This is a genomic window from Pseudomonas gingeri (assembly GCF_013385635.1).
GTDB classification, from domain to species: domain Bacteria; phylum Pseudomonadota; class Gammaproteobacteria; order Pseudomonadales; family Pseudomonadaceae; genus Aquipseudomonas; species Aquipseudomonas gingeri_A.
The window spans coordinates 86769-103462 of the sequence record NZ_JACAPR010000003.1 but is presented as its reverse complement, the minus strand read 5'-3'; the positions used below and the strand labels follow the sequence as shown (position 1 = coordinate 103462).

The window sequence follows — 16694 nt, the reverse complement described above, 5'->3', positions numbered from 1 at the left end:
GCTGGCAAGCCAGGCTGAACAGGAACGTAGCGCGCTCAAAAGCGCACTTCACATCAACGACTTGCGATTGAAATGCCGCAGGCGCAAACCCATCAACAGCAACATCCCGAAGTAGGCCACCACCCCAGCCACCACGAGTGCGCCCAGGCGCAGGAAACGTTCGAGCATATGCCCCTGGTCCCAGGCCGGCATCAACTGCATCAAGCCCAGCAACACCGCCGACATCACGCCGACAGCGACCAGCAGCTTCAGCAGATACACCAGCCAGCCCGGTTGCGGCATGAACAGTTTCTGCTTGCGCAACTGCCAGAACAGCAGGCCGGCATTGATGCAGGCACCGCCACTGATGGCCAGGGCCAGCCCGGCATGGGCCAGCGGCCCGATAAAGATCAGGTTGAGCAATTGGGTGACCACCAGGGTGAAAAGCGCGATTTTCACCGGCGTGCGGATGTTCTGCTGCGCATAAAAGCCCGGCGCCAGCACCTTGATCATGATGATCCCGAGCAGGCCCACCGAGTAGGCGATCAGCGCCCGCTGGGTCATGGAGGCGTCGAAAGCACTGAACTGGCCATACTGGAACAGGGAAACGGTCAGGGGCTCGGAGAGGATCGCCAAGGCCAGAGAGCACGGCAACACCAGCAGGAAGCACAGGCGCAGCCCCCAGTCGAGGATGCGCGAGTACTCGTGGCGGTCCTTGCTGGCGTAGGTTTTGGACAGGATCGGCAGCAGGATAGTCCCCAGGGCCACGCCCAGTACGCCGGACGGCAGCTCCATCAGGCGATCGGCGTAATACATCCAGGACACCGAGCCCGCCACCAGGAACGAGGCGAAGATCGTGTTGATGATCAACGAAATCTGACTGACCGACACCCCGAGAATCGCCGGCAGCATCTGCTTCATGACCCGCCAGACGCCGCTGTCACGCAGATTCAGGCGCGGCAGTACCAGCATGCCGATCTTCTTCAGGTGCGGCAGTTGGTAGAGCAACTGCGCCAGGCCGCCCGCCAGAACCGCCCAACCCAGCGCCATCACCGGCGGATCGAAATACGGCGTCAGGAACAGCGCAAAGATGATCATGCTGACATTCAGCAAGGTCGGCACGAATGCCGGGACCGAGAAACGGTTCCATGTATTAAGGATCGCCCCGGCCAGGGACGACAGCGAGATCAGCAATATATAAGGAAAGGTCACCCGCAACAGGTCGGCGGTCAGCTTGAACTTCTCCGGCGTATCGGTGAAGCCGGGCGCGGTGGCCCAGATCACCCAGGGCGCGGCCACCATTCCGAGCACCGTGACGAGGGCCAGGACCAGGGTCAGCATGCCGCTCACATAGGCAATGAAGGTGCGGGTCGCCTCCTCGCCCTGCTGGCTCTTGTACTCTGCCAGGATCGGCACGAACGCCTGGGAAAAGGCCCCTTCGGCAAAGATCCGGCGCAGCAGGTTGGGCAATTTGAAGGCGATAAAGAAGGCATCGGTGGCCATTCCGGCGCCGAAGGCGCGCGCGATGATGGTGTCGCGAACAAACCCCAGGACCCGGGAAATCATCGTGATAGAGCTGACGGCGGCCAACGACTTGAGCAGATTCATTGAAGGTTTATGTGCCTTTGGGTAAAGAACAGGCGAATAAAGCGCCCAGCTATGCGATACTCCGCGCCGCAACAGCACAGAGCCAAAGCTCGCGAGTTTACAGGTCGTGCGCCGGAAAGAAATATCCGTCATCAGTCCCCGTGAAAACGTAGCGAGCGAAGGCAAGACAAGGCAAAAACAGGCGAGGGCGCGGAGTGTAGGGACCTACATGAGCATTCCGAGCCTGTTTTTAACGCAGTATTGTCGAGCGCAGTAGTTTTCACGAGGACTGCATCGACCACTCAGCGGAACGCATCGCCCGCCCTTGACAAGACTTCAACTCATCGGCATGATTCGCGGCCTATTTTGTTTGCTATTTCCTAAAAAGTCTTTCGAGGAGCTCGACGGTGGCCAACTCACCTTCCGCCAAAAAACGTGCAAAACAGGCTGAGAAGCGTCGCAGCCACAACGCCAGCCTGCGTTCCATGGTTCGTACCTACATCAAGAACGTAGTTAAAGCCATCGACGCAAAAGACGCTGCTAAAGCGCAAGCTGCCTATGTTCTGGCTGTTCCTGTTATCGACCGCATGGCCGATAAAGGTATCATCCACAAGAACAAGGCTGCTCGCCATAAAGGTCGTCTGAATGGCCACATCAAGGCTCTGAACCTTGCTGCTGCAGCCTAAGCGACACGCTTGTTAAAAAACCGACCCCAGGGTCGGTTTTTTATTGCCTGCGACTTGTGACGCGGAGCGTCACGGGTGGCATTCCCACGCGGAGCGTGGGAACGATCTATCAAACTCCGCAAGAGCAAGACCTGCCTCCTACAGGTTCGCGACAACCAATAGCAGCGGGTAACCCTTGATTCTCACTGATTCGGCCAAGGCAGAATCGGAATAGCCGTCACCGCATTCTGCGGGCTGCCCTCGATCAGGCGATCGCTATAGACCAGGTACACCAGCGTATTGCGCTTCTTGTCGAGGAAACGCACCACCTGCATGGTCTTGAATACCAGCGACGTGCGCTCCTTGAACACCTCATCACCATCCTTCAGCTCACCACTGAAGCGAATCGGCCCGACCTGGCGACAGGCAATCGAGGCCTCGGCCCGATCTTCCGCCAACCCCAGGCCACCCTTCAGGCCACCCGTCTTGGCACGGGACAGATAGCAGGTCACACCCTCGACCTTCGGATCATCGAACGCCTCGACCACGATCCGGTCATTCGGCCCGACGAACTTGAACACCGTGGACACCTGGCCGATTTCCTCGGCCGACACCCACAACGGCATCGCCAGGAACAACCCCAACAATCCTTTTGCCAACCCCATGCCCTTCTCCCTCGAACCCATCACACCAGAATAAGGTTATCGCGATGAACCAGTTCCGGTTCCGCCATATACCCCAGCAACCCGACAATCGCTTCAGACGACTGGCCAATGATCTTCTGCGCCTCAAGAGCACTGTAGTTGGCGAGCCCACGGGCAATCTCACGACCATCCGCAGCCACGCACACGACCATTTCGCCACGACGGAAGCTACCCTGCACCAGCTTCACCCCCACCGGCAGCAGGCTCTTGTGATCACGCGCCAGGGCATTGACCGCCCCATCATCCAGCACCAGCGTGCCACGGGTCTGCAGATGCCCGGCCAGCCACTGCTTGCGCGCCGCCAACATGCCGCGCTCGGGCGACAGCAAGGTACCGATGCGCTCGCCCGCCTTGAGGCGATCCAGCACCCGCTCCAGGCGACCGCCGACGATGATGGTATGCGCACCGGAGCGTGCCGCCAGCCGCGCCGCACGCAGCTTGGTCTGCATGCCGCCGCGCCCCAGGGCGCCGCCGGTACCGCCCGCCACCGCATCCAGCGCCGGATCGTCGGCACGGGCTTCGTAGATCAGCTGGGCATCGGGGTTGTTGCGCGGATCGGCGTCGAACATGCCATCGCGATCCGTCAGGATCACCAGCAGGTCCGCTTCCACCAGGTTGGCGACCAGCGCCGCCAGGGTATCGTTGTCGCCGAAACGGATTTCATCGGTGACCACGGTGTCGTTCTCGTTGATCACCGGGATCACCTTGAGCTCCACCAGGGCCCGCAGGGTGCTGCGCGCATTGAGGTAACGCTTGCGGTCGGACAAGTCATCATGGGTCAGCAGGATCTGCGCGGTATGACGACCATGCTCGGCAAAGCTCGACTCCCAGGCCTGCACCAGGCCCATCTGGCCAATGGCCGCCGCCGCCTGCAACTCGTGCATGGCACTCGGTCGCACCGTCCAGCCCAGCCGGCTCATGCCCGCCGCCACCGCGCCGGATGACACCAGCACCAGCTCCACGCCAGCCTCGTGCAAGGCCACCATCTGCTCAACCCAGACACCCATTGCCGCGCGATCCAGACCCTTGCCGTCCGCCGTCAGCAGTGCACTGCCGATCTTCACGACCCAACGCTGCGCACCTGTCACCTTGCTCCGCATGATCTTCCAACCTTAGCCAGCGAATGGCACGACCGAGCACCATCCACGCGATTATGTGATTTACGTTTTACAGAGACTAAAACGCCGCTTCAGTGAGCGGCGTAGTAGTTTAACCAATGAATCAGTCGCGGACGTAAATGATTTCCGGACCATCTTCATCATCGACATCTTCTTCATCCCAGTCATCGTCACCGATATCATGGACGCTCTTGACGCCGCTGCGGCGCAGGGCTCGCTGGTCATCCAGGGCCTGCAGCTGGGCACGCGCCTCATCTTCGATACGCTGATCGAGGTCACGCAACTCGTCGGCGTAGGCCGGGTCATTGGCCAGGCGATCGAGGCGATCTTCCAGGTAACGCATGATGTCGCGAGTCAGACGCTCGGTCCCTTCCTTGGCAATCGCCGAGATCACATAGACCGGACCGGTCCACTGCAGGCGCTCGACCACTTCCTTGACCCGCTCCTCATGCTCTTCCTCGAGGATCTGGTCGCACTTGTTCAGCACCAGCCAACGATCACGCTCCGCCAGGGACGGACTGAAGCGAGCCAGCTCGTTGACGATCACTTCGGCGGCATCCGGCGCACTGCTGTCATCCAGCGGCGCCATGTCGACGAGGTGCAGCAACAGACGCGTGCGCGCCAGGTGCTTGAGGAAGCGAATACCCAGGCCAGCACCTTCCGAAGCACCTTCGATCAGACCCGGAATGTCGGCGATGACGAAGCTTTTCCAGCGATCGACACTGACCACGCCCAGGTTCGGCACCAGCGTGGTGAACGGATAGTCCGCCACCTTCGGCTTGGCGGCCGAGACCGAGCGGATAAAGGTACTTTTGCCGGCATTCGGCAAGCCCAGCAGGCCGACGTCAGCCAGCACCTTCATCTCCAGCTTGAGGTCGCGCTGCTCACCCGGCTTGCCCGGCGTGGTCTGGCGCGGAGCCCGGTTGGTACTGGACTTGAAACGGGTGTTGCCCAGGCCGTGCCAGCCGCCATGAACCACCAGCAGGCGCTGGCCGGCCTTGACCAGGTCACCAATGATTTCCTGGGTAGCGGAGTCGATCACCGTGGTACCGACCGGCACGCGCAGCTCCAGATCCTCACCCTTCTTGCCAGTACAGTCGGTACTGCCACCATTGGAACCGCGCTCGGCATCGAAGTGCCGGGTGTAGCGGTAGTCCACCAGGGTGTTTAGGTTTTCATCGGCAACCATGTAGATCGAACCGCCATCACCACCGTCGCCACCGTTGGGACCACCATTTTCGATGAACTTTTCCCGACGGAAGCTCATGCAACCGTTGCCGCCGTCACCGGCCTTTACGCGAATCGATACTTCATCAACGAACTTCATAACACACGCCTCTCGCCACCGGGACGAGCCGAAAAATCACAAATACAAGTATAAGACCCTTGCAAAGATGAGCGCGGCGACTCAGGCCTTGCCCGAAACCTGCCTGCGCGTCGATCATACTGCGTTAAAAACAGCCTCGGATGCTCATTTAGCGGACTAAACTGCGCTTCCTCGCCTGTTTTTGCCTTGCCTGATCGCCGCTCGGCGAGCTTTCGAACAAACCCACTCAACGACCGAAAAATCCAGCGCCGGCAGCCCATACAAACAGCTTTGCAAGAGACTCACCCCACAAACGAAAAAGCCCCGTCGCAAGACGGGGCTTCTCCAGCATTCTCGCGATTAAGCCGCGACAACGCTCACGTAACGGCGGTTGAAAGCGCCTTTTACTTCAAACTTGATCACGCCTTCGATTTTAGCGAAGAGGGTATGATCCTTGCCCATGCCAACACCGTAACCGGCGTGGAATTGGGTGCCGCGCTGACGCACGATGATGTTGCCCGGAATGATTTTCTGGCCGCCATACATCTTCACGCCAAGGCGTTTGGCTTCTGAGTCGCGACCGTTACGGGTACTACCACCAGCTTTTTTGTGTGCCATGAGTCAATTCTCCTAGTGAGGAATTAGGCTGAAATTAAGCCTGAATACCGGTGATTTTGATCTCGGTGTACCACTGGCGGTGGCCCATACGCTTCATGTGGTGCTTACGACGACGGAACTTGATGATGCGGACTTTATCGTGACGACCTTGGGAAATCACTTCAGCCACAACGGTAGCGCCAGCAACAACTGGAGCACCGATATTCACGTCATCGCCATTGGCGACCAACAGAACGCGATCAAAAGTAACGGATTCGCCGGTGGCGATTTCCAGTTTTTCGATCTTCAGGTATTCACCTGGAGCGACTTTATACTGCTTGCCGCCGGTAACGATTACTGCGTAAGACATGGTATTTCTCCGATAATCCTGCTCACCCAGCGCTTTATAGGTAAAGGTATTGGCTGGCATGGCTGCATGGGGCTGGAACGGCCCAAGTGCAATTGCGTAAGGCAGGTGCTGCCCAGGAAGTTCAGGGTGCGCGATTGTACGCAAGCCGCCTGATCCTTGCAAGTGGCCAGGTATGGTGCCTTGACAGGCCCGGACCCCCGCCCTAGCATGCCGCGCAACCCTTCTGGAGCGACTCTCGCTGATGCAACCCCAAGCATTCTACCGCGCGGTGGCGGACGATTTTAGCGCCGTCGACGGCATCATCAAGAAGCAGCTGACTTCCCGGGTGCCGCTGGTCTCGAAAATCGGCGACTACATCACCTCGGCCGGGGGCAAGCGCCTGCGTCCTTTATTGGTGCTGCTGTGCGGCAAGGCCCTGGGGCGCGAAGGCGATGACCTGCGCCTGCTGGCGGCGACCATCGAGTTCCTGCACACCGCCACCCTGCTGCATGACGACGTGGTCGACATGTCCGGCATGCGCCGCGGCCGCTCCACCGCCAATGCCATGTGGGGCAACGCCCCCAGCGTGCTGGTCGGCGACTTCCTGTACTCGCGCTCGTTCGAGATGATGGTTGAGCTGGGCTCGATGCCGGTCATGAAGATTCTCTCCCAGGCCACGCGCATCATCGCCGAAGGCGAAGTGCTGCAGCTGTCCAAGGTGCGTGACGCCAGCACCACCGAGGAAACCTACATGGAAGTCATCCGCGGCAAGACCGCGATGCTCTTCGAAGCCTCCACCCACAGCGCCGCAGCCCTGTGCCAGGCCACGCCGGAACAGTCCGAAGCCCTGCGTACCTTCGGCGACCACCTGGGTGTGGCCTTCCAACTGGTCGACGACTTGCTGGACTACAAGGGTGATGCCGAGACCCTGGGCAAGAACGTCGGTGACGACCTGGCCGAAGGCAAGCCGACCCTGCCGCTGATCTACACCATGCGCGAAGGCACTCCGGAGCAGGCTGCCCTGGTGCGCCAGGCGATCCAGAAAGGCGGAATCGAGGACCTGGAAAGCATCCGCGCCGCCGTCGAAGCCTCGGGCTCGCTGGAATACACCGCACAACTGGCCCGTGACTACGTCGCCCGTGCAATCGCCTGCCTGGAAGCCTTGCCGGCCAGCGAGTATCGCGATGCGCTGGTGGAACTGAGCGAGTTCGCGGTTGCCCGTACCCACTAAGGCAAACCACGTTCTACTGTAGGAGCCGGCTTGCCGGCGATGAGGCCCCTGGGCCATGCGCCGCCCTTGCGGATGCCATCGCCGGCAAGCCGGACGCCTACAAGGTTCTGCGTCAACCTGCCCTCTGTTGCCGTGCCCCCTCCTCCGTTAAAACCCTATATAATGTGCGCTTTTAGCCTTCCCTAACCTGAGGAGCCTTAGTGAGCACGTTGCCACCCTGCCCGAAATGCAATTCCGAATTCACCTACGAAGACGGTACCCAACTGGTCTGCCCGGAGTGCGCCCATGAGTGGTCAGCCGCCGGCGAAGCCGAGACCGCGTCCGACGACAGCGTGAAAAAGGATTCCGTGGGCAACGTCCTGCAGGATGGCGACACCATCACCGTGATCAAGGACCTCAAGGTCAAGGGCACCTCCCTGGTGGTCAAGGTCGGCACCAAGGTCAAAAACATCCGCCTGTGCGACGGCGATCACGATATCGATTGCAAGATCGATGGCATCGGCCCGATGAAGCTCAAATCCGAGTTCGTCAGAAAGGTCTGAGTACCCCATACATGATCGTTCCCACGCCCCGGCGTGGGAATACTCGCTGGACGCTCCGCGTCCGCTCTGCAAGTGACGCAGAGCGTCATGGGCTGCATTCCCACGCAGGGCGTGGGAACGATCAATGTAATCGCCTTCTCCCCCGCTTGACGCCAGACAATTCCCCCACAGAAAAACCAGGAATCCGCCAATAGGCACTTGCTATTCTTTGAATAAGAATTATTCTCATTGAAATCCTTCAAGGAGATGAGACCATGACTTATTTGATCGATGCCTGGCTGGACCGCCCACACCCTTACCTGCGCATCCTGCATCGGGAAACGGGTGAAGTCTGTGCGGTGCTGGAAGAAGAAGCCCTGAATGAACTGCAGGACCAGGGTGACCTGGATGTCAGCGGCCTGAGTTCCAGCGAGCCGTTGGTGCTCAAGGAACTGGTGCGCAACCTGTTTCTGTTCTGCTATGCCCGGGCATTGCGCCCGACGGGAGAACTGAACAGCAAGCTGCAGGTATGACAACGGTGTCTGTGGGAGCGGGCTTGCCCGCGAAGAGGCCAGTACATCCGCCACATTGCTTGTGGCAGTAAGACCGCCTTCGCGGCGGTCCGACCTCCCACACAAGGACCGCCCCCGTAGAGAGGCGGGTGCGGCGGGTTACAGAACGTCGAGCAACTCGACGTCGAACACCAGAACGCTGTGCGGCGGGATACTGCCAACGCCTTGAGCGCCGTAGGCCAGTTCGCTCGGCACGTACAGGCGCCATTTGCTGCCGGCATTCATCAGTTGCAAGGCTTCGGTCCAACCGGCGATCACGCCGCCTACCGGGAATTCGGCTGGCTGGCCACGCTCGTAGGAGCTGTCGAACACGGTGCCGTCGATCAGGGTACCGTGGTAGTGAGTGCGAACGGTGTCCTCACGGGATGGCTTGGCGCCCTCACCTTGAGTCAGCACTTCGAACTGCAGGCCCGATGCCAGGGTGGTGATGCCGTCACGCTTGGCGTTTTCAGCCAGGAATGCCAGGCCGGCACCTGCCGCGGCTTCAGCCTTGGCGGCCGCTTCGGCCTGCATGATTTCGCGGATGACCTTGAAGCTGGCGGACAGTTCGTCCTGGCCCACACGGCTTGGCTTGCCGCCAAACGCGTCGGTCAGACCGGCCAGGATCGCGTCCAGGCTCACGCCCGGTGGCGGGTTGTCACGCAGTTGGTCGCCCAGCTGACGGCCGATGCCGTAGCTGACGCGGGTTTCGTCGGTGGACAGATTTACTTCGGACATAACACTGCTCCGCTATGGGTCTGCTCTGGAAAACACCCTGGAATACGGCATTTCCCCTCGCGCCCGGAACCAAAAAGGGCGAGCAGACTAGCACAGAAGCGTCCGCTGTCAGCAGCCTCACCAGCCAGAATGGAAGGCGATGGGCACCTTCAGGCTGTCCTCGGCACTGGCCGGCATCCCGCACATTTCGTCGTGCACCGAGGTATGGATCAGGTGGAACGGCAGCTTCGGCATTCTTTCCAGCACCTCCCTCGCATGCTCCACCGAACGCAGGTGCAGGGTCTGCCCGTGATCGTCGTTGAGCGGGTAGGCCGCTCCGTGCATCCGCGCTTCCAGCAGATAGATGCCACCTTCGAGGGAGATCAGGTTCAACTCGTCGATCCGCCCGGCGAGGGCGAAACTGTTCAGCTCTTGCAGGTTCATGGGCGCACCTCGACTTTTCGGACTGGGCTACAGACAGGCATATGCCTCGTCCGGCAAAAGCACAAGGCGAAAACGACGCCGCCCGTCCGTTTCACAACGGACGGGCGGCGCGGACAAGGCCAGGTACGTGCCGATCAGTGCTTGGTCAGCTTGTCCAGGTAACCCATGGCAAAGGCCGAGATCACAAAGGTCATGTGGATGATCACGTACCACTGCAAGTGCACCGGATCGACGTTCTTGGCATCCATGAACACCCGCAACAGGTGAATCGACGAGATCGCCACGATGGAGGCCGCCACCTTCATCTTCAATGAGGTGGAGTCCATCTTGCCCAGCCAGCTGAGCTTTTCCTTGTCTTCATCGATGTCCAGCTGGGAAACGAAGTTCTCGTAGCCGGAAATCATCACCATCACCAGCAGCCCGCCCACCAGCGCCATGTCGATCAGCGACAGCAGCACCAGGATCAGGTCGGCCTCGGCCATGGCAAACACGTTGGGGATGACGTGAAACACTTCCTGGAAGAACTTCAGCGCCAATGCCAGCAACCCCAGGGACAGTCCGAAGTAGATCGGCGCCAGGAGCCAGCGCGAGGCATACATTGCATTTTCGATAAAACGTTCCATGAATCTCACATATCGCCTGAAATGGCGGCGAGTATACCAGCGGTGAAACCCGAGGGAAAAAGCTCGCGGCAGGCGCCTCGTTCAACAGAGTGACAGCTCTGCAAAAGCGATTTTCTGCTAGTGTCGGCATCAACGACATCGCGCATGCACTGTGGACAGGAAAACCGAACAATGGATTTGCGACGCCCCCTGGGTTGCCTCGGACTCTCGGTCGCTCTGCTGATGAGCGGCTGTTCCCCCGACGACAAGCAGCAACAGACCAGTCTCGAGGAAAGAACCGCGCAATTCGAAAAGACCCTCGACACGATCCAGGACCCCAAGCTCAAGGACGCCGTCGCGGACCTCGGCGGCTCGTTGCTGCTGCTCGAACGTGCTCGCCTGCGGCTGCGGGACAAGCCGATCGAGACCGAGTACAGCGACGATGCCCTGGCGCTGCTCAAGCACTACCCGACCCCGCAGGCCCTGGCCGACACCTACATCAACGGGCTGTTCGTGCTGCGCAAGGCCTCCAGCTCCGACTACCTGACCGACCTGCAGCCGATCTTCCCGTTCAGTTTCAACTACCCGACCGAGTTTCCCTTCCCCCACGCCCTGGAATGGCAGTCGGTGACCCTGAGCAACAAACAGGTCGTGCCTTTCCAGCCCGAATGGTCGGAAACCGATCCCGGCATCCAGTTGAGCCCATCCAGCGCCAACATGACCAACCCCGACGACCTGACGGTGACCTACCCGTATGTCGACGGGGTGGAGGTCGAGAATCGCAACCAGCCCCAACCGCTGACCCTGCACGGCAAGGTCGAGGTGATCGCCCCGCGCAAGGTCTTTACCTTCGACCTGACCCGCAAGGACATCGGCAAGCGGCAGACCAACGAAAACATCAGCCTGACCCTGGTTTCCCTCGACAAGAACAATGCCGAGATCGAACTGAGCAACAGCGCCCCCCAGGCCGCCCAGGTCGGTGACACCCCACTGAACCCGCTGATCGCCCAGGCCAAGGACAGTACCGGGCAGTTCCTCTCGCGCTCGGGGTCGATCAATGAAAACGCCGCACAGATCGCCTTCTACCAGCAACAGCTGGATGAAATGCTCAAGCAGAAGAGTTGGAGCGACGCCTTCGAGAAGAAACTCGATGACGAACAGAAAGCCTTCGAAGCCAGGCAGAGCAGCCATTACACCCGCGTGTACTTCAACGGCATGGTCGACAAGCTGGAAATCAGCGTGCTGGATTTCTCCGGCGCCACCGTCAACCGCAAGGAACTGGACCTGCCGATACGCCAGTTCGATGACACCACCAGCAAGGAAATCCAGCCGTTGCCGATGCCGGCGGTGGTCTATGACGACCAGGCGACCCACTACCTCAAGGATGCCGATCTCGACGCCGAACAGCTGAAAAAGAGTGTCAGCATCAGCCAGTCCGTGGACGACGCCAGCGCCGCGCGCATCGAGTTCGACCATCCGAAGACCTTCAACGACGAACTGCTCGGCTCATCCTTCAGCCCCGGCGACAGCCCGGTCACCTTCTTTGCCGAAGACGAACAGGGAAAACGCGGCGAACCGCTGGAGCTGCCCAAGGAAGCGTTCGAGGTCAACCCGCTGGAAGGCACCATCACCTACGACCTCAACCTGTTCCCGGAAACGCCGGCCTATGCCATCGGCTCGATACCGCTGTTTCTCGCCGATATCCAGAAAAACACCCTGGATACCCGCCAGCTTCCCAAGGGCCTGGAACTCAAGGGCAATGCCCTGGTGGTCGACCAGAAACTGTTCCCGGCCGAGTCCTGGCGCTTCTACGCCAGGGACGACAGCGGCAACTACCTGAAGGAAATCCTCGCCACCCGCCATAACGAGAAAGCGGACTCACCGCCGCTCTATGACGTGCACTACTTCTACGGCCAGCCGACGCAGCTGGAAAGCTACCAGCGCACCAACCTGCAGACCGTCGAGTACGGTTTCGAGGTCAAGCTCGACAAGGTCCAGAGCAACGAACCCGCCGAGTAATGCCTCAGTGCAGTTCGTAGCCACCCGGATGCCGACCGCGCTCGCCGTTGATCTGCCGTAGCTGGGCCTGCAGGTGCAGGCGCCAGATCTGCGGTTCTTCGGCCAGTTCGTAGCCGTGCAGAGTCAGGCTTTCGACAATCGAATCGAGTATGGATTCAGCGACGAAGGGGCCATGGAAAGGGCCCTGGGATTTGATCGCGGAGGGTTGCTCACCGGCCATTCCGGCAGCGAACAAGAGGGTCCACATCCCGTTATCGCCGGCGAGCGGACGAATGACGCATTCGATACGGGTGACCAGGCCCAGGCATTGACGGGTAAGACAAAGGCTGCGCGACATGGCGGCGACCCTCGGTAGGTCCTGTCTTCAGCTTCCGACGGGAAGCTGCATCGTTCCAGTGACTACAGTGGATGTCCTTGCCCAGAGAATAGAATAAATCTACCGGGCGCAAGGACCTGGAGGACCAACGGGCGCCAGGGGAACGGGCGCCAAAGCCTTGACCCCCGCCCTTGGCCCTGCACTTGCGGAACTTGTGGGAACTGGCTTGCCAGCGAAGAGGCCCTTGAGAGCACCAGAAGCTTCGCTGGCAAGCCCGCTCCCACAACAAGCCCACTCCCACAGTCCATGCGGTTGCCGCGATACCTGTGCCGAGGCGTCGATCCAATGTGGGAGCTGGCTTGCCAGCGAAGAGGCCCTTGAGAACACCAGGAGCTTCGCGGGCAAGCCCGCACACAACAAGCCCACTCCCACAGTCCATGCGGTTGCCGCGATACCTGTGCCGAGGCGTCGATCCAATGTGGGAGCTGGCTTGCCAGCGAAGAGGCCCTTGAGAGCACCAGAAGCTTCGCGGGCAAGCCCGCACACAACAAGCCCACTCCCACAGTCCATGCGGTCGCCGCGATACCTGTGCCGAGGCGTCGATCCAATGTGGGAGCTGGCTTGCCAGCGAAGAGGCCCTTGAGAGCACCAGGAGCTTCGCGGGCAAGCCCGCACACAACAAGCCCACTCCCACAGTCCATGCGCGCCGTCAGGACGGCTTGACCTCCGCCAGCGCCTGCTCGGCCGCTTCCCTCTCGGCCTCCTTGAGGTCATCGTCGCTGATCATTTCGGCGATCACCCGCAGACGCTCCACCACCCTGGCGTTGACACTGCCTTCCGGGAACTGGCCGTCGGCATCCGGTTCGCCGGCGGGTTCGCCCACCAGTAGACTGAGCGCCTCGTCAGCCTGACGCACCGCATACACATGGAACTGTCCGGCGCGCACGGCTTGCAGGACCTTTTCATCGAGCATCAGCGTGGCGACGTTGGCCTGCGGGATGATCGCGCCCTGCTCGCCGGTCAGGCCGCGGGCCTCACAGAGCCGGAAGAAGCCCTCGATCTTCTCGTTGACCCCACCAACCGCCTGTACTTCACCGAACTGATTGATCGAACCGGTAATGGCGAAGCACTGCTTGAGCGGGGTTTTCGACAACGCCGAAATCAGCGTGCAGGCCTCGCCAAGGGAAGCGCTGTCGCCATCGACATACCCATAGGACTGCTCCAGGGCAATACTCGCGGAGATGGCCAGCGGGAACTCCTGGGCATAACGGCTGCCCAGGTAGCCGGTGAGAATCATCACGCCCTTGGAGTGAATCGGCTGCCCGAGATTGACTTCGCGCTCGATGTCGACGATGCCGCTGCCGCCCGGATACACCGTGGCGGAAATCCGCGCCGGTACGCCAAATGCCGAATCGCCGACCTCCAGTACCGTCAGGCCGTTGCACTTGCCGACCGCGGCGCCAGCGGTATCGATCAGGATGATCCCTGCCAGCATATCGTCGAGGATCCGCGCGGAAACCCGGCCGGTACGCGTGGCCTTGGCCTTGAGCGCCCGTTCGATATGACCGGCATCGGTGCGTTCGTCGCCGGCCAGGTGACGGATGAAATCCGCTTCGCTGACCAGTTGGAACAGATCGCCGATCCGTGCCGACAGACGCCCCTGGTGCTCGGCCAAGCGCGCGCTGTAGGTAGCCAGGCGGGCCACCGCATCGGCGGTCAGCGGCGCCATGCCCTCTTCCGAGGTGCGGGTCTTGAGCAACTGGGCGAACTGCTCCAGGCTTTCGTCGACCATCGGGATGTCTTCGTCGAAGTCCACCAGCACCCGGAACATCTCCTGGAAGTCCGGATCGAGATCCTGCAGGGTGTAGTACAACTGGCGCGCGCCGATGATGATGACCTTGACCTGCAACGGGATCATCTGCGGCGTCAGGGTCACGGTCGCCAGGCGACCCAGCTCGCCCAGGGGCGACTCCATCTTCAGCTTGCGCGACTGCAGGGCGCGCTTGAGCGCATCCCAGACAAACGGTTCGCTGAGCATCTTCTCCGCTTCGAGGATCAGGAAACCGCCGTTGGCGCGATGCAGCGCCCCCGGGCGCAATTGCCGGTAGGTGGTGTACAGCGCACCCTGGTCGGTGCTGTATTCGATACGGCCGAACAGGTTGTCGTAGGTCGGATGCGGCTCGAACACCACCGGCGCCCCACCACTGGCCGGATGCCCGACCACCAGGCTCGGCGCGTACTGTTCTTCCAGCAACTTGCGGGCAACCGCGTCGGTCTTGCTGTCGTCCACCAGTTGCTCGACCACGGTCTTGAGCAGGTAGACCTGCATCGCTTGCAGGTAACCGCAGACCGCCGCATTCTCGGCGTATTTCTCCGACAGCGGCGCGAGCAAAGGCTGCAAGGCCAGGGTAATGGTTTCTTCGTTCAGCTGGCGCAACTGGTTGCTCGACTCGCGCTTCCATTGCGGCAGGCTGGCGAGTTCCTCGTTGAGGCGCTCCTCGAGATCGGCGATATCGGTATGGAAACGCTCGCGCTCGGCCTCCGGCAACTGGGCGAACTCCGCCTCGTCCAGGGCCTTGCCGTCGCTCATCGGGGTAAAGGCGATATTGGTGCTGTCGCGATACAGCGCGACCTCCTTCTCCAGCGCCAGGCGCTCGATCACATCCAGGGCACGGTCGTAGCGCTGGTTGAACGCACGGTCGATGGCACTTTTCTTCTGCTGGTAGGACGGATGCTCGAACACCGCCGGAAACGTCGCCAGCAGGTTGTCGATCAGACCGTTGATATCGCTGATGAACGCGCCGGCCTCGCCCGCGGGCAACTCCAGCGCCCGAGGTTCGCGCGGCTCATCGAAATTGTTGACGTAGACCCAGTCCGACGGAGTCTGCAGGCGCTTGCCTTCTGCCTTCAGATAGCGTTTGACGAAGGAAAAGCGCCCGGTACCGGGCTCTCCCATGACAAACACGTTGTAACCGGGGCGTGGCATCGCCACACCGAACTGCAACGCTTCGACCGCGCGTTCCTGGCCAAGCACACCGCGAAAGGGCTCCAGATCATTGGTGGTAGAGAAGCTGAACTGTTCAGCGGAGAAAGGGCGGGTCAGCGCTTCGGGCGCTAGACGCAAGCTGGCAGCAACAGAATCAGGCATCGGGCTTCCTTACATCAGGCGGGGCAGATAGAGGCATTCTGGCGCTGGCCGTACCCGGCTGGCAAGGCAAGTGGCAGGTGAATCCTTGCCGCGGGACAAAAGCCTCGGGAACAGGACTACAAGAAGGTGACTATCTTATTCACAAAGGGAAAAAACCACGGAACCCTTGGATCGTGCCTAAACTCCAACATGCGCGGCTGGACTGATAACCGGCCCACCGGTGCTCCCACAGGCCGGACACCCTTGTCCATTGGTATGCACATAAAGAGAACAAAGCTATGAAACGGATTCTTCTCGGTACTCTCTTCACCGTTGTCTCCTTCCAGGCCATGGCACAGGCGCCAGGCGGCCCGGATTGCGGTTGGGGCAACATGCTGTTCAAAGGTCAACGTGGCACCCCGGCACACTTCCTGGCCTCCACCACCAACGGTACCTCCGGCAACGCCACCTTCGGGATGACGTCCGGCACCAACGGCTGCACCACCAAAGATGCACTGACCTACGGCGGCAAGTCCTGGATTGCCATGAATGGCATGATGAACGAGCTGTCGGAAGACATGGCCAAGGGTCAGGGCGAAGCACTGACCACCTATGCCGTGGTCCTGGGGGTGGCACCGGAAGACCGTGCCCATTTCGCCGCTGTGACCCATGAGCACTTCCAGCAGATCTTCAGCAAGGCTGACGTGACCGCCGACGACGTGCATACCAACACCCTGGCCGTACTCAAGAGCGATCCACGCCTGGCCAAGTACGCAACCCAGGCTTGAGCCTGACCCGCCCGCTCCTCCTGGAGCGGGCATTCCCTGCCCGACCCTCTTTCGCCTGACAACAGTTGCCCAT

At 60.7% G+C, this 16694-nt stretch carries 17 protein-coding genes; 6 read left to right on the top strand and 11 right to left on the bottom strand.

Features of this window, described 5'->3' with window-relative positions; all coding sequences use genetic code 11:
* Positions 1 to 48 precede the first annotated feature (48 nt).
* Positions 49 to 1587 carry a murein biosynthesis integral membrane protein MurJ gene (gene murJ / locus HX851_RS03025; RefSeq protein WP_177055250.1) on the bottom strand — a complete coding sequence of 513 codons (1539 nt, stop codon included), beginning with the start codon at positions 1585 to 1587 and terminating at the stop codon, positions 49 to 51.
* A gap of 386 nt (positions 1588 to 1973) precedes the next feature.
* On the opposite strand from murJ, the gene rpsT reads away from it, so the two are divergent.
* Positions 1974 to 2252 (top strand): 30S ribosomal protein S20, encoded by a 279-nt coding sequence (gene rpsT, locus HX851_RS03020; RefSeq protein WP_017123459.1) that lies wholly within the window; start codon positions 1974 to 1976, stop codon positions 2250 to 2252.
* Positions 2253 to 2434: 182 nt separating this feature from the next.
* On the opposite strand, the gene HX851_RS03015 is transcribed toward rpsT, so the two are convergent.
* The 5 genes from HX851_RS03015 to rplU form a co-directional block, all read right to left on the bottom strand.
* Positions 2435 to 2896, bottom strand: a complete 462-nt coding sequence (locus HX851_RS03015) for a CreA family protein (protein ID WP_177064938.1) — start codon at positions 2894 to 2896, stop codon at positions 2435 to 2437.
* A 20-nt stretch (positions 2897 to 2916) separates the two neighbouring features.
* The gene (proB, locus tag HX851_RS03010; protein WP_177064936.1) at positions 2917 to 4035 is read right to left on the bottom strand and encodes a glutamate 5-kinase; all 1119 of its coding nucleotides are present in this window, start codon (positions 4033 to 4035) and stop codon (positions 2917 to 2919) included.
* Positions 4036 to 4156: 121 nt separating this feature from the next.
* Positions 4157 to 5380 carry an Obg family GTPase CgtA gene (cgtA, locus tag HX851_RS03005; RefSeq protein ID WP_177055256.1) on the bottom strand — a complete coding sequence of 408 codons (1224 nt, stop codon included), beginning with the start codon at positions 5378 to 5380 and terminating at the stop codon, positions 4157 to 4159.
* Positions 5381 to 5719: 339 nt separating this feature from the next.
* The gene (gene rpmA / locus HX851_RS03000; RefSeq protein WP_003176049.1) at positions 5720 to 5977 is read right to left on the bottom strand and encodes a 50S ribosomal protein L27; all 258 of its coding nucleotides are present in this window, start codon (positions 5975 to 5977) and stop codon (positions 5720 to 5722) included.
* Between the two features lie 34 nt (positions 5978 to 6011).
* The gene (gene rplU, locus HX851_RS02995) at positions 6012 to 6326 is read right to left on the bottom strand and encodes a 50S ribosomal protein L21 (RefSeq protein ID WP_003176051.1); all 315 of its coding nucleotides are present in this window, start codon (positions 6324 to 6326) and stop codon (positions 6012 to 6014) included.
* Positions 6327 to 6567: 241 nt separating this feature from the next.
* Between rplU and HX851_RS02990 the strand changes: the two genes are divergently transcribed.
* From HX851_RS02990 to HX851_RS02980, 3 genes are all read left to right on the top strand, one after another.
* On the top strand, positions 6568 to 7536 hold the full coding sequence (locus HX851_RS02990) for a polyprenyl synthetase family protein (RefSeq protein ID WP_177055258.1): 969 nt from the start codon (positions 6568 to 6570) through the stop codon (positions 7534 to 7536).
* 200 nt (positions 7537 to 7736) lie between these two features.
* Positions 7737 to 8078 carry a zinc ribbon domain-containing protein YjdM gene (locus HX851_RS02985; protein ID WP_177055260.1) on the top strand — a complete coding sequence of 114 codons (342 nt, stop codon included), beginning with the start codon at positions 7737 to 7739 and terminating at the stop codon, positions 8076 to 8078.
* Between the two features lie 254 nt (positions 8079 to 8332).
* Positions 8333 to 8590 (top strand): PA4570 family protein, encoded by a 258-nt coding sequence (locus HX851_RS02980; protein WP_177055262.1) that lies wholly within the window; start codon positions 8333 to 8335, stop codon positions 8588 to 8590.
* A gap of 138 nt (positions 8591 to 8728) precedes the next feature.
* On the opposite strand, the gene bamJ is transcribed toward HX851_RS02980, so the two are convergent.
* The 3 genes from bamJ to HX851_RS02965 form a co-directional block, all read right to left on the bottom strand.
* The gene (bamJ, locus tag HX851_RS02975; protein ID WP_017123450.1) at positions 8729 to 9346 is read right to left on the bottom strand and encodes a BamJ family beta-barrel-assembly machinery protein; all 618 of its coding nucleotides are present in this window, start codon (positions 9344 to 9346) and stop codon (positions 8729 to 8731) included.
* 117 nt (positions 9347 to 9463) lie between these two features.
* Positions 9464 to 9769 (bottom strand): DUF6482 family protein, encoded by a 306-nt coding sequence (locus tag HX851_RS02970; RefSeq protein WP_017123449.1) that lies wholly within the window; start codon positions 9767 to 9769, stop codon positions 9464 to 9466.
* A 134-nt stretch (positions 9770 to 9903) separates the two neighbouring features.
* Positions 9904 to 10392: a TIGR00645 family protein gene (locus HX851_RS02965; RefSeq protein ID WP_177055281.1), complete on the bottom strand. Its 489-nt coding sequence runs from the start codon at positions 10390 to 10392 to the stop codon at positions 9904 to 9906.
* Positions 10393 to 10563: 171 nt separating this feature from the next.
* Between HX851_RS02965 and HX851_RS02960 the strand changes: the two genes are divergently transcribed.
* Positions 10564 to 12390, top strand: a complete 1827-nt coding sequence (locus HX851_RS02960; protein WP_177055283.1) for a hypothetical protein — start codon at positions 10564 to 10566, stop codon at positions 12388 to 12390.
* 4 nt (positions 12391 to 12394) lie between these two features.
* On the opposite strand, the gene HX851_RS02955 is transcribed toward HX851_RS02960, so the two are convergent.
* Together HX851_RS02955 and HX851_RS02950 are read right to left on the bottom strand one after the other, a co-directional pair.
* Positions 12395 to 12727 (bottom strand): PA4575 family protein, encoded by a 333-nt coding sequence (locus HX851_RS02955; protein ID WP_017123446.1) that lies wholly within the window; start codon positions 12725 to 12727, stop codon positions 12395 to 12397.
* 688 nt (positions 12728 to 13415) lie between these two features.
* A complete protein-coding gene (locus HX851_RS02950; RefSeq protein ID WP_177062957.1) occupies positions 13416 to 15854 on the bottom strand; it encodes a Lon protease family protein in 2439 nt (812 codons plus the stop codon).
* A gap of 278 nt (positions 15855 to 16132) precedes the next feature.
* On the opposite strand from HX851_RS02950, the gene HX851_RS02945 reads away from it, so the two are divergent.
* Complete coding sequence (locus HX851_RS02945) at positions 16133 to 16621, top strand: DUF3015 domain-containing protein (RefSeq protein WP_177062956.1); 489 nt, start codon at positions 16133 to 16135, stop codon at positions 16619 to 16621.
* Positions 16622 to 16694: the final 73 nt, after the last annotated feature.

Excerpts from the sequence above, each read along its gene's own strand:
- murJ (WP_177055250.1), bottom strand. The coding sequence starts at position 1,587 with ATGAATCTGCTCAAGTCGTTGGCCGCCGTCAGCTCTATCACGATGATT.
- cgtA (WP_177055256.1), bottom strand. The coding sequence starts at position 5,380 with ATGAAGTTCGTTGATGAAGTATCGATTCGCGTAAAGGCCGGTGACGGC.
- HX851_RS02945 (WP_177062956.1), top strand. The coding sequence starts at position 16,133 with ATGAAACGGATTCTTCTCGGTACTCTCTTCACCGTTGTCTCCTTCCAG.
- HX851_RS02990 (WP_177055258.1), top strand. The coding sequence starts at position 6,568 with ATGCAACCCCAAGCATTCTACCGCGCGGTGGCGGACGATTTTAGCGCC.
- rpmA (WP_003176049.1), bottom strand. The coding sequence starts at position 5,977 with ATGGCACACAAAAAAGCTGGTGGTAGTACCCGTAACGGTCGCGACTCA.
- HX851_RS02965 (WP_177055281.1), bottom strand. The coding sequence starts at position 10,392 with ATGGAACGTTTTATCGAAAATGCAATGTATGCCTCGCGCTGGCTCCTG.
- HX851_RS02960 (WP_177055283.1), top strand. The coding sequence starts at position 10,564 with ATGGATTTGCGACGCCCCCTGGGTTGCCTCGGACTCTCGGTCGCTCTG.
- bamJ (WP_017123450.1), bottom strand. The coding sequence starts at position 9,346 with ATGTCCGAAGTAAATCTGTCCACCGACGAAACCCGCGTCAGCTACGGC.
- rplU (WP_003176051.1), bottom strand. The coding sequence starts at position 6,326 with ATGTCTTACGCAGTAATCGTTACCGGCGGCAAGCAGTATAAAGTCGCT.
- HX851_RS02950 (WP_177062957.1), bottom strand. The coding sequence starts at position 15,854 with ATGCCTGATTCTGTTGCTGCCAGCTTGCGTCTAGCGCCCGAAGCGCTG.
- proB (WP_177064936.1), bottom strand. The coding sequence starts at position 4,035 with ATGCGGAGCAAGGTGACAGGTGCGCAGCGTTGGGTCGTGAAGATCGGC.
- HX851_RS03015 (WP_177064938.1), bottom strand. The coding sequence starts at position 2,896 with ATGGGGTTGGCAAAAGGATTGTTGGGGTTGTTCCTGGCGATGCCGTTG.
- HX851_RS02970 (WP_017123449.1), bottom strand. The coding sequence starts at position 9,769 with ATGAACCTGCAAGAGCTGAACAGTTTCGCCCTCGCCGGGCGGATCGAC.
- HX851_RS02955 (WP_017123446.1), bottom strand. The coding sequence starts at position 12,727 with ATGTCGCGCAGCCTTTGTCTTACCCGTCAATGCCTGGGCCTGGTCACC.
- HX851_RS02980 (WP_177055262.1), top strand. The coding sequence starts at position 8,333 with ATGACTTATTTGATCGATGCCTGGCTGGACCGCCCACACCCTTACCTG.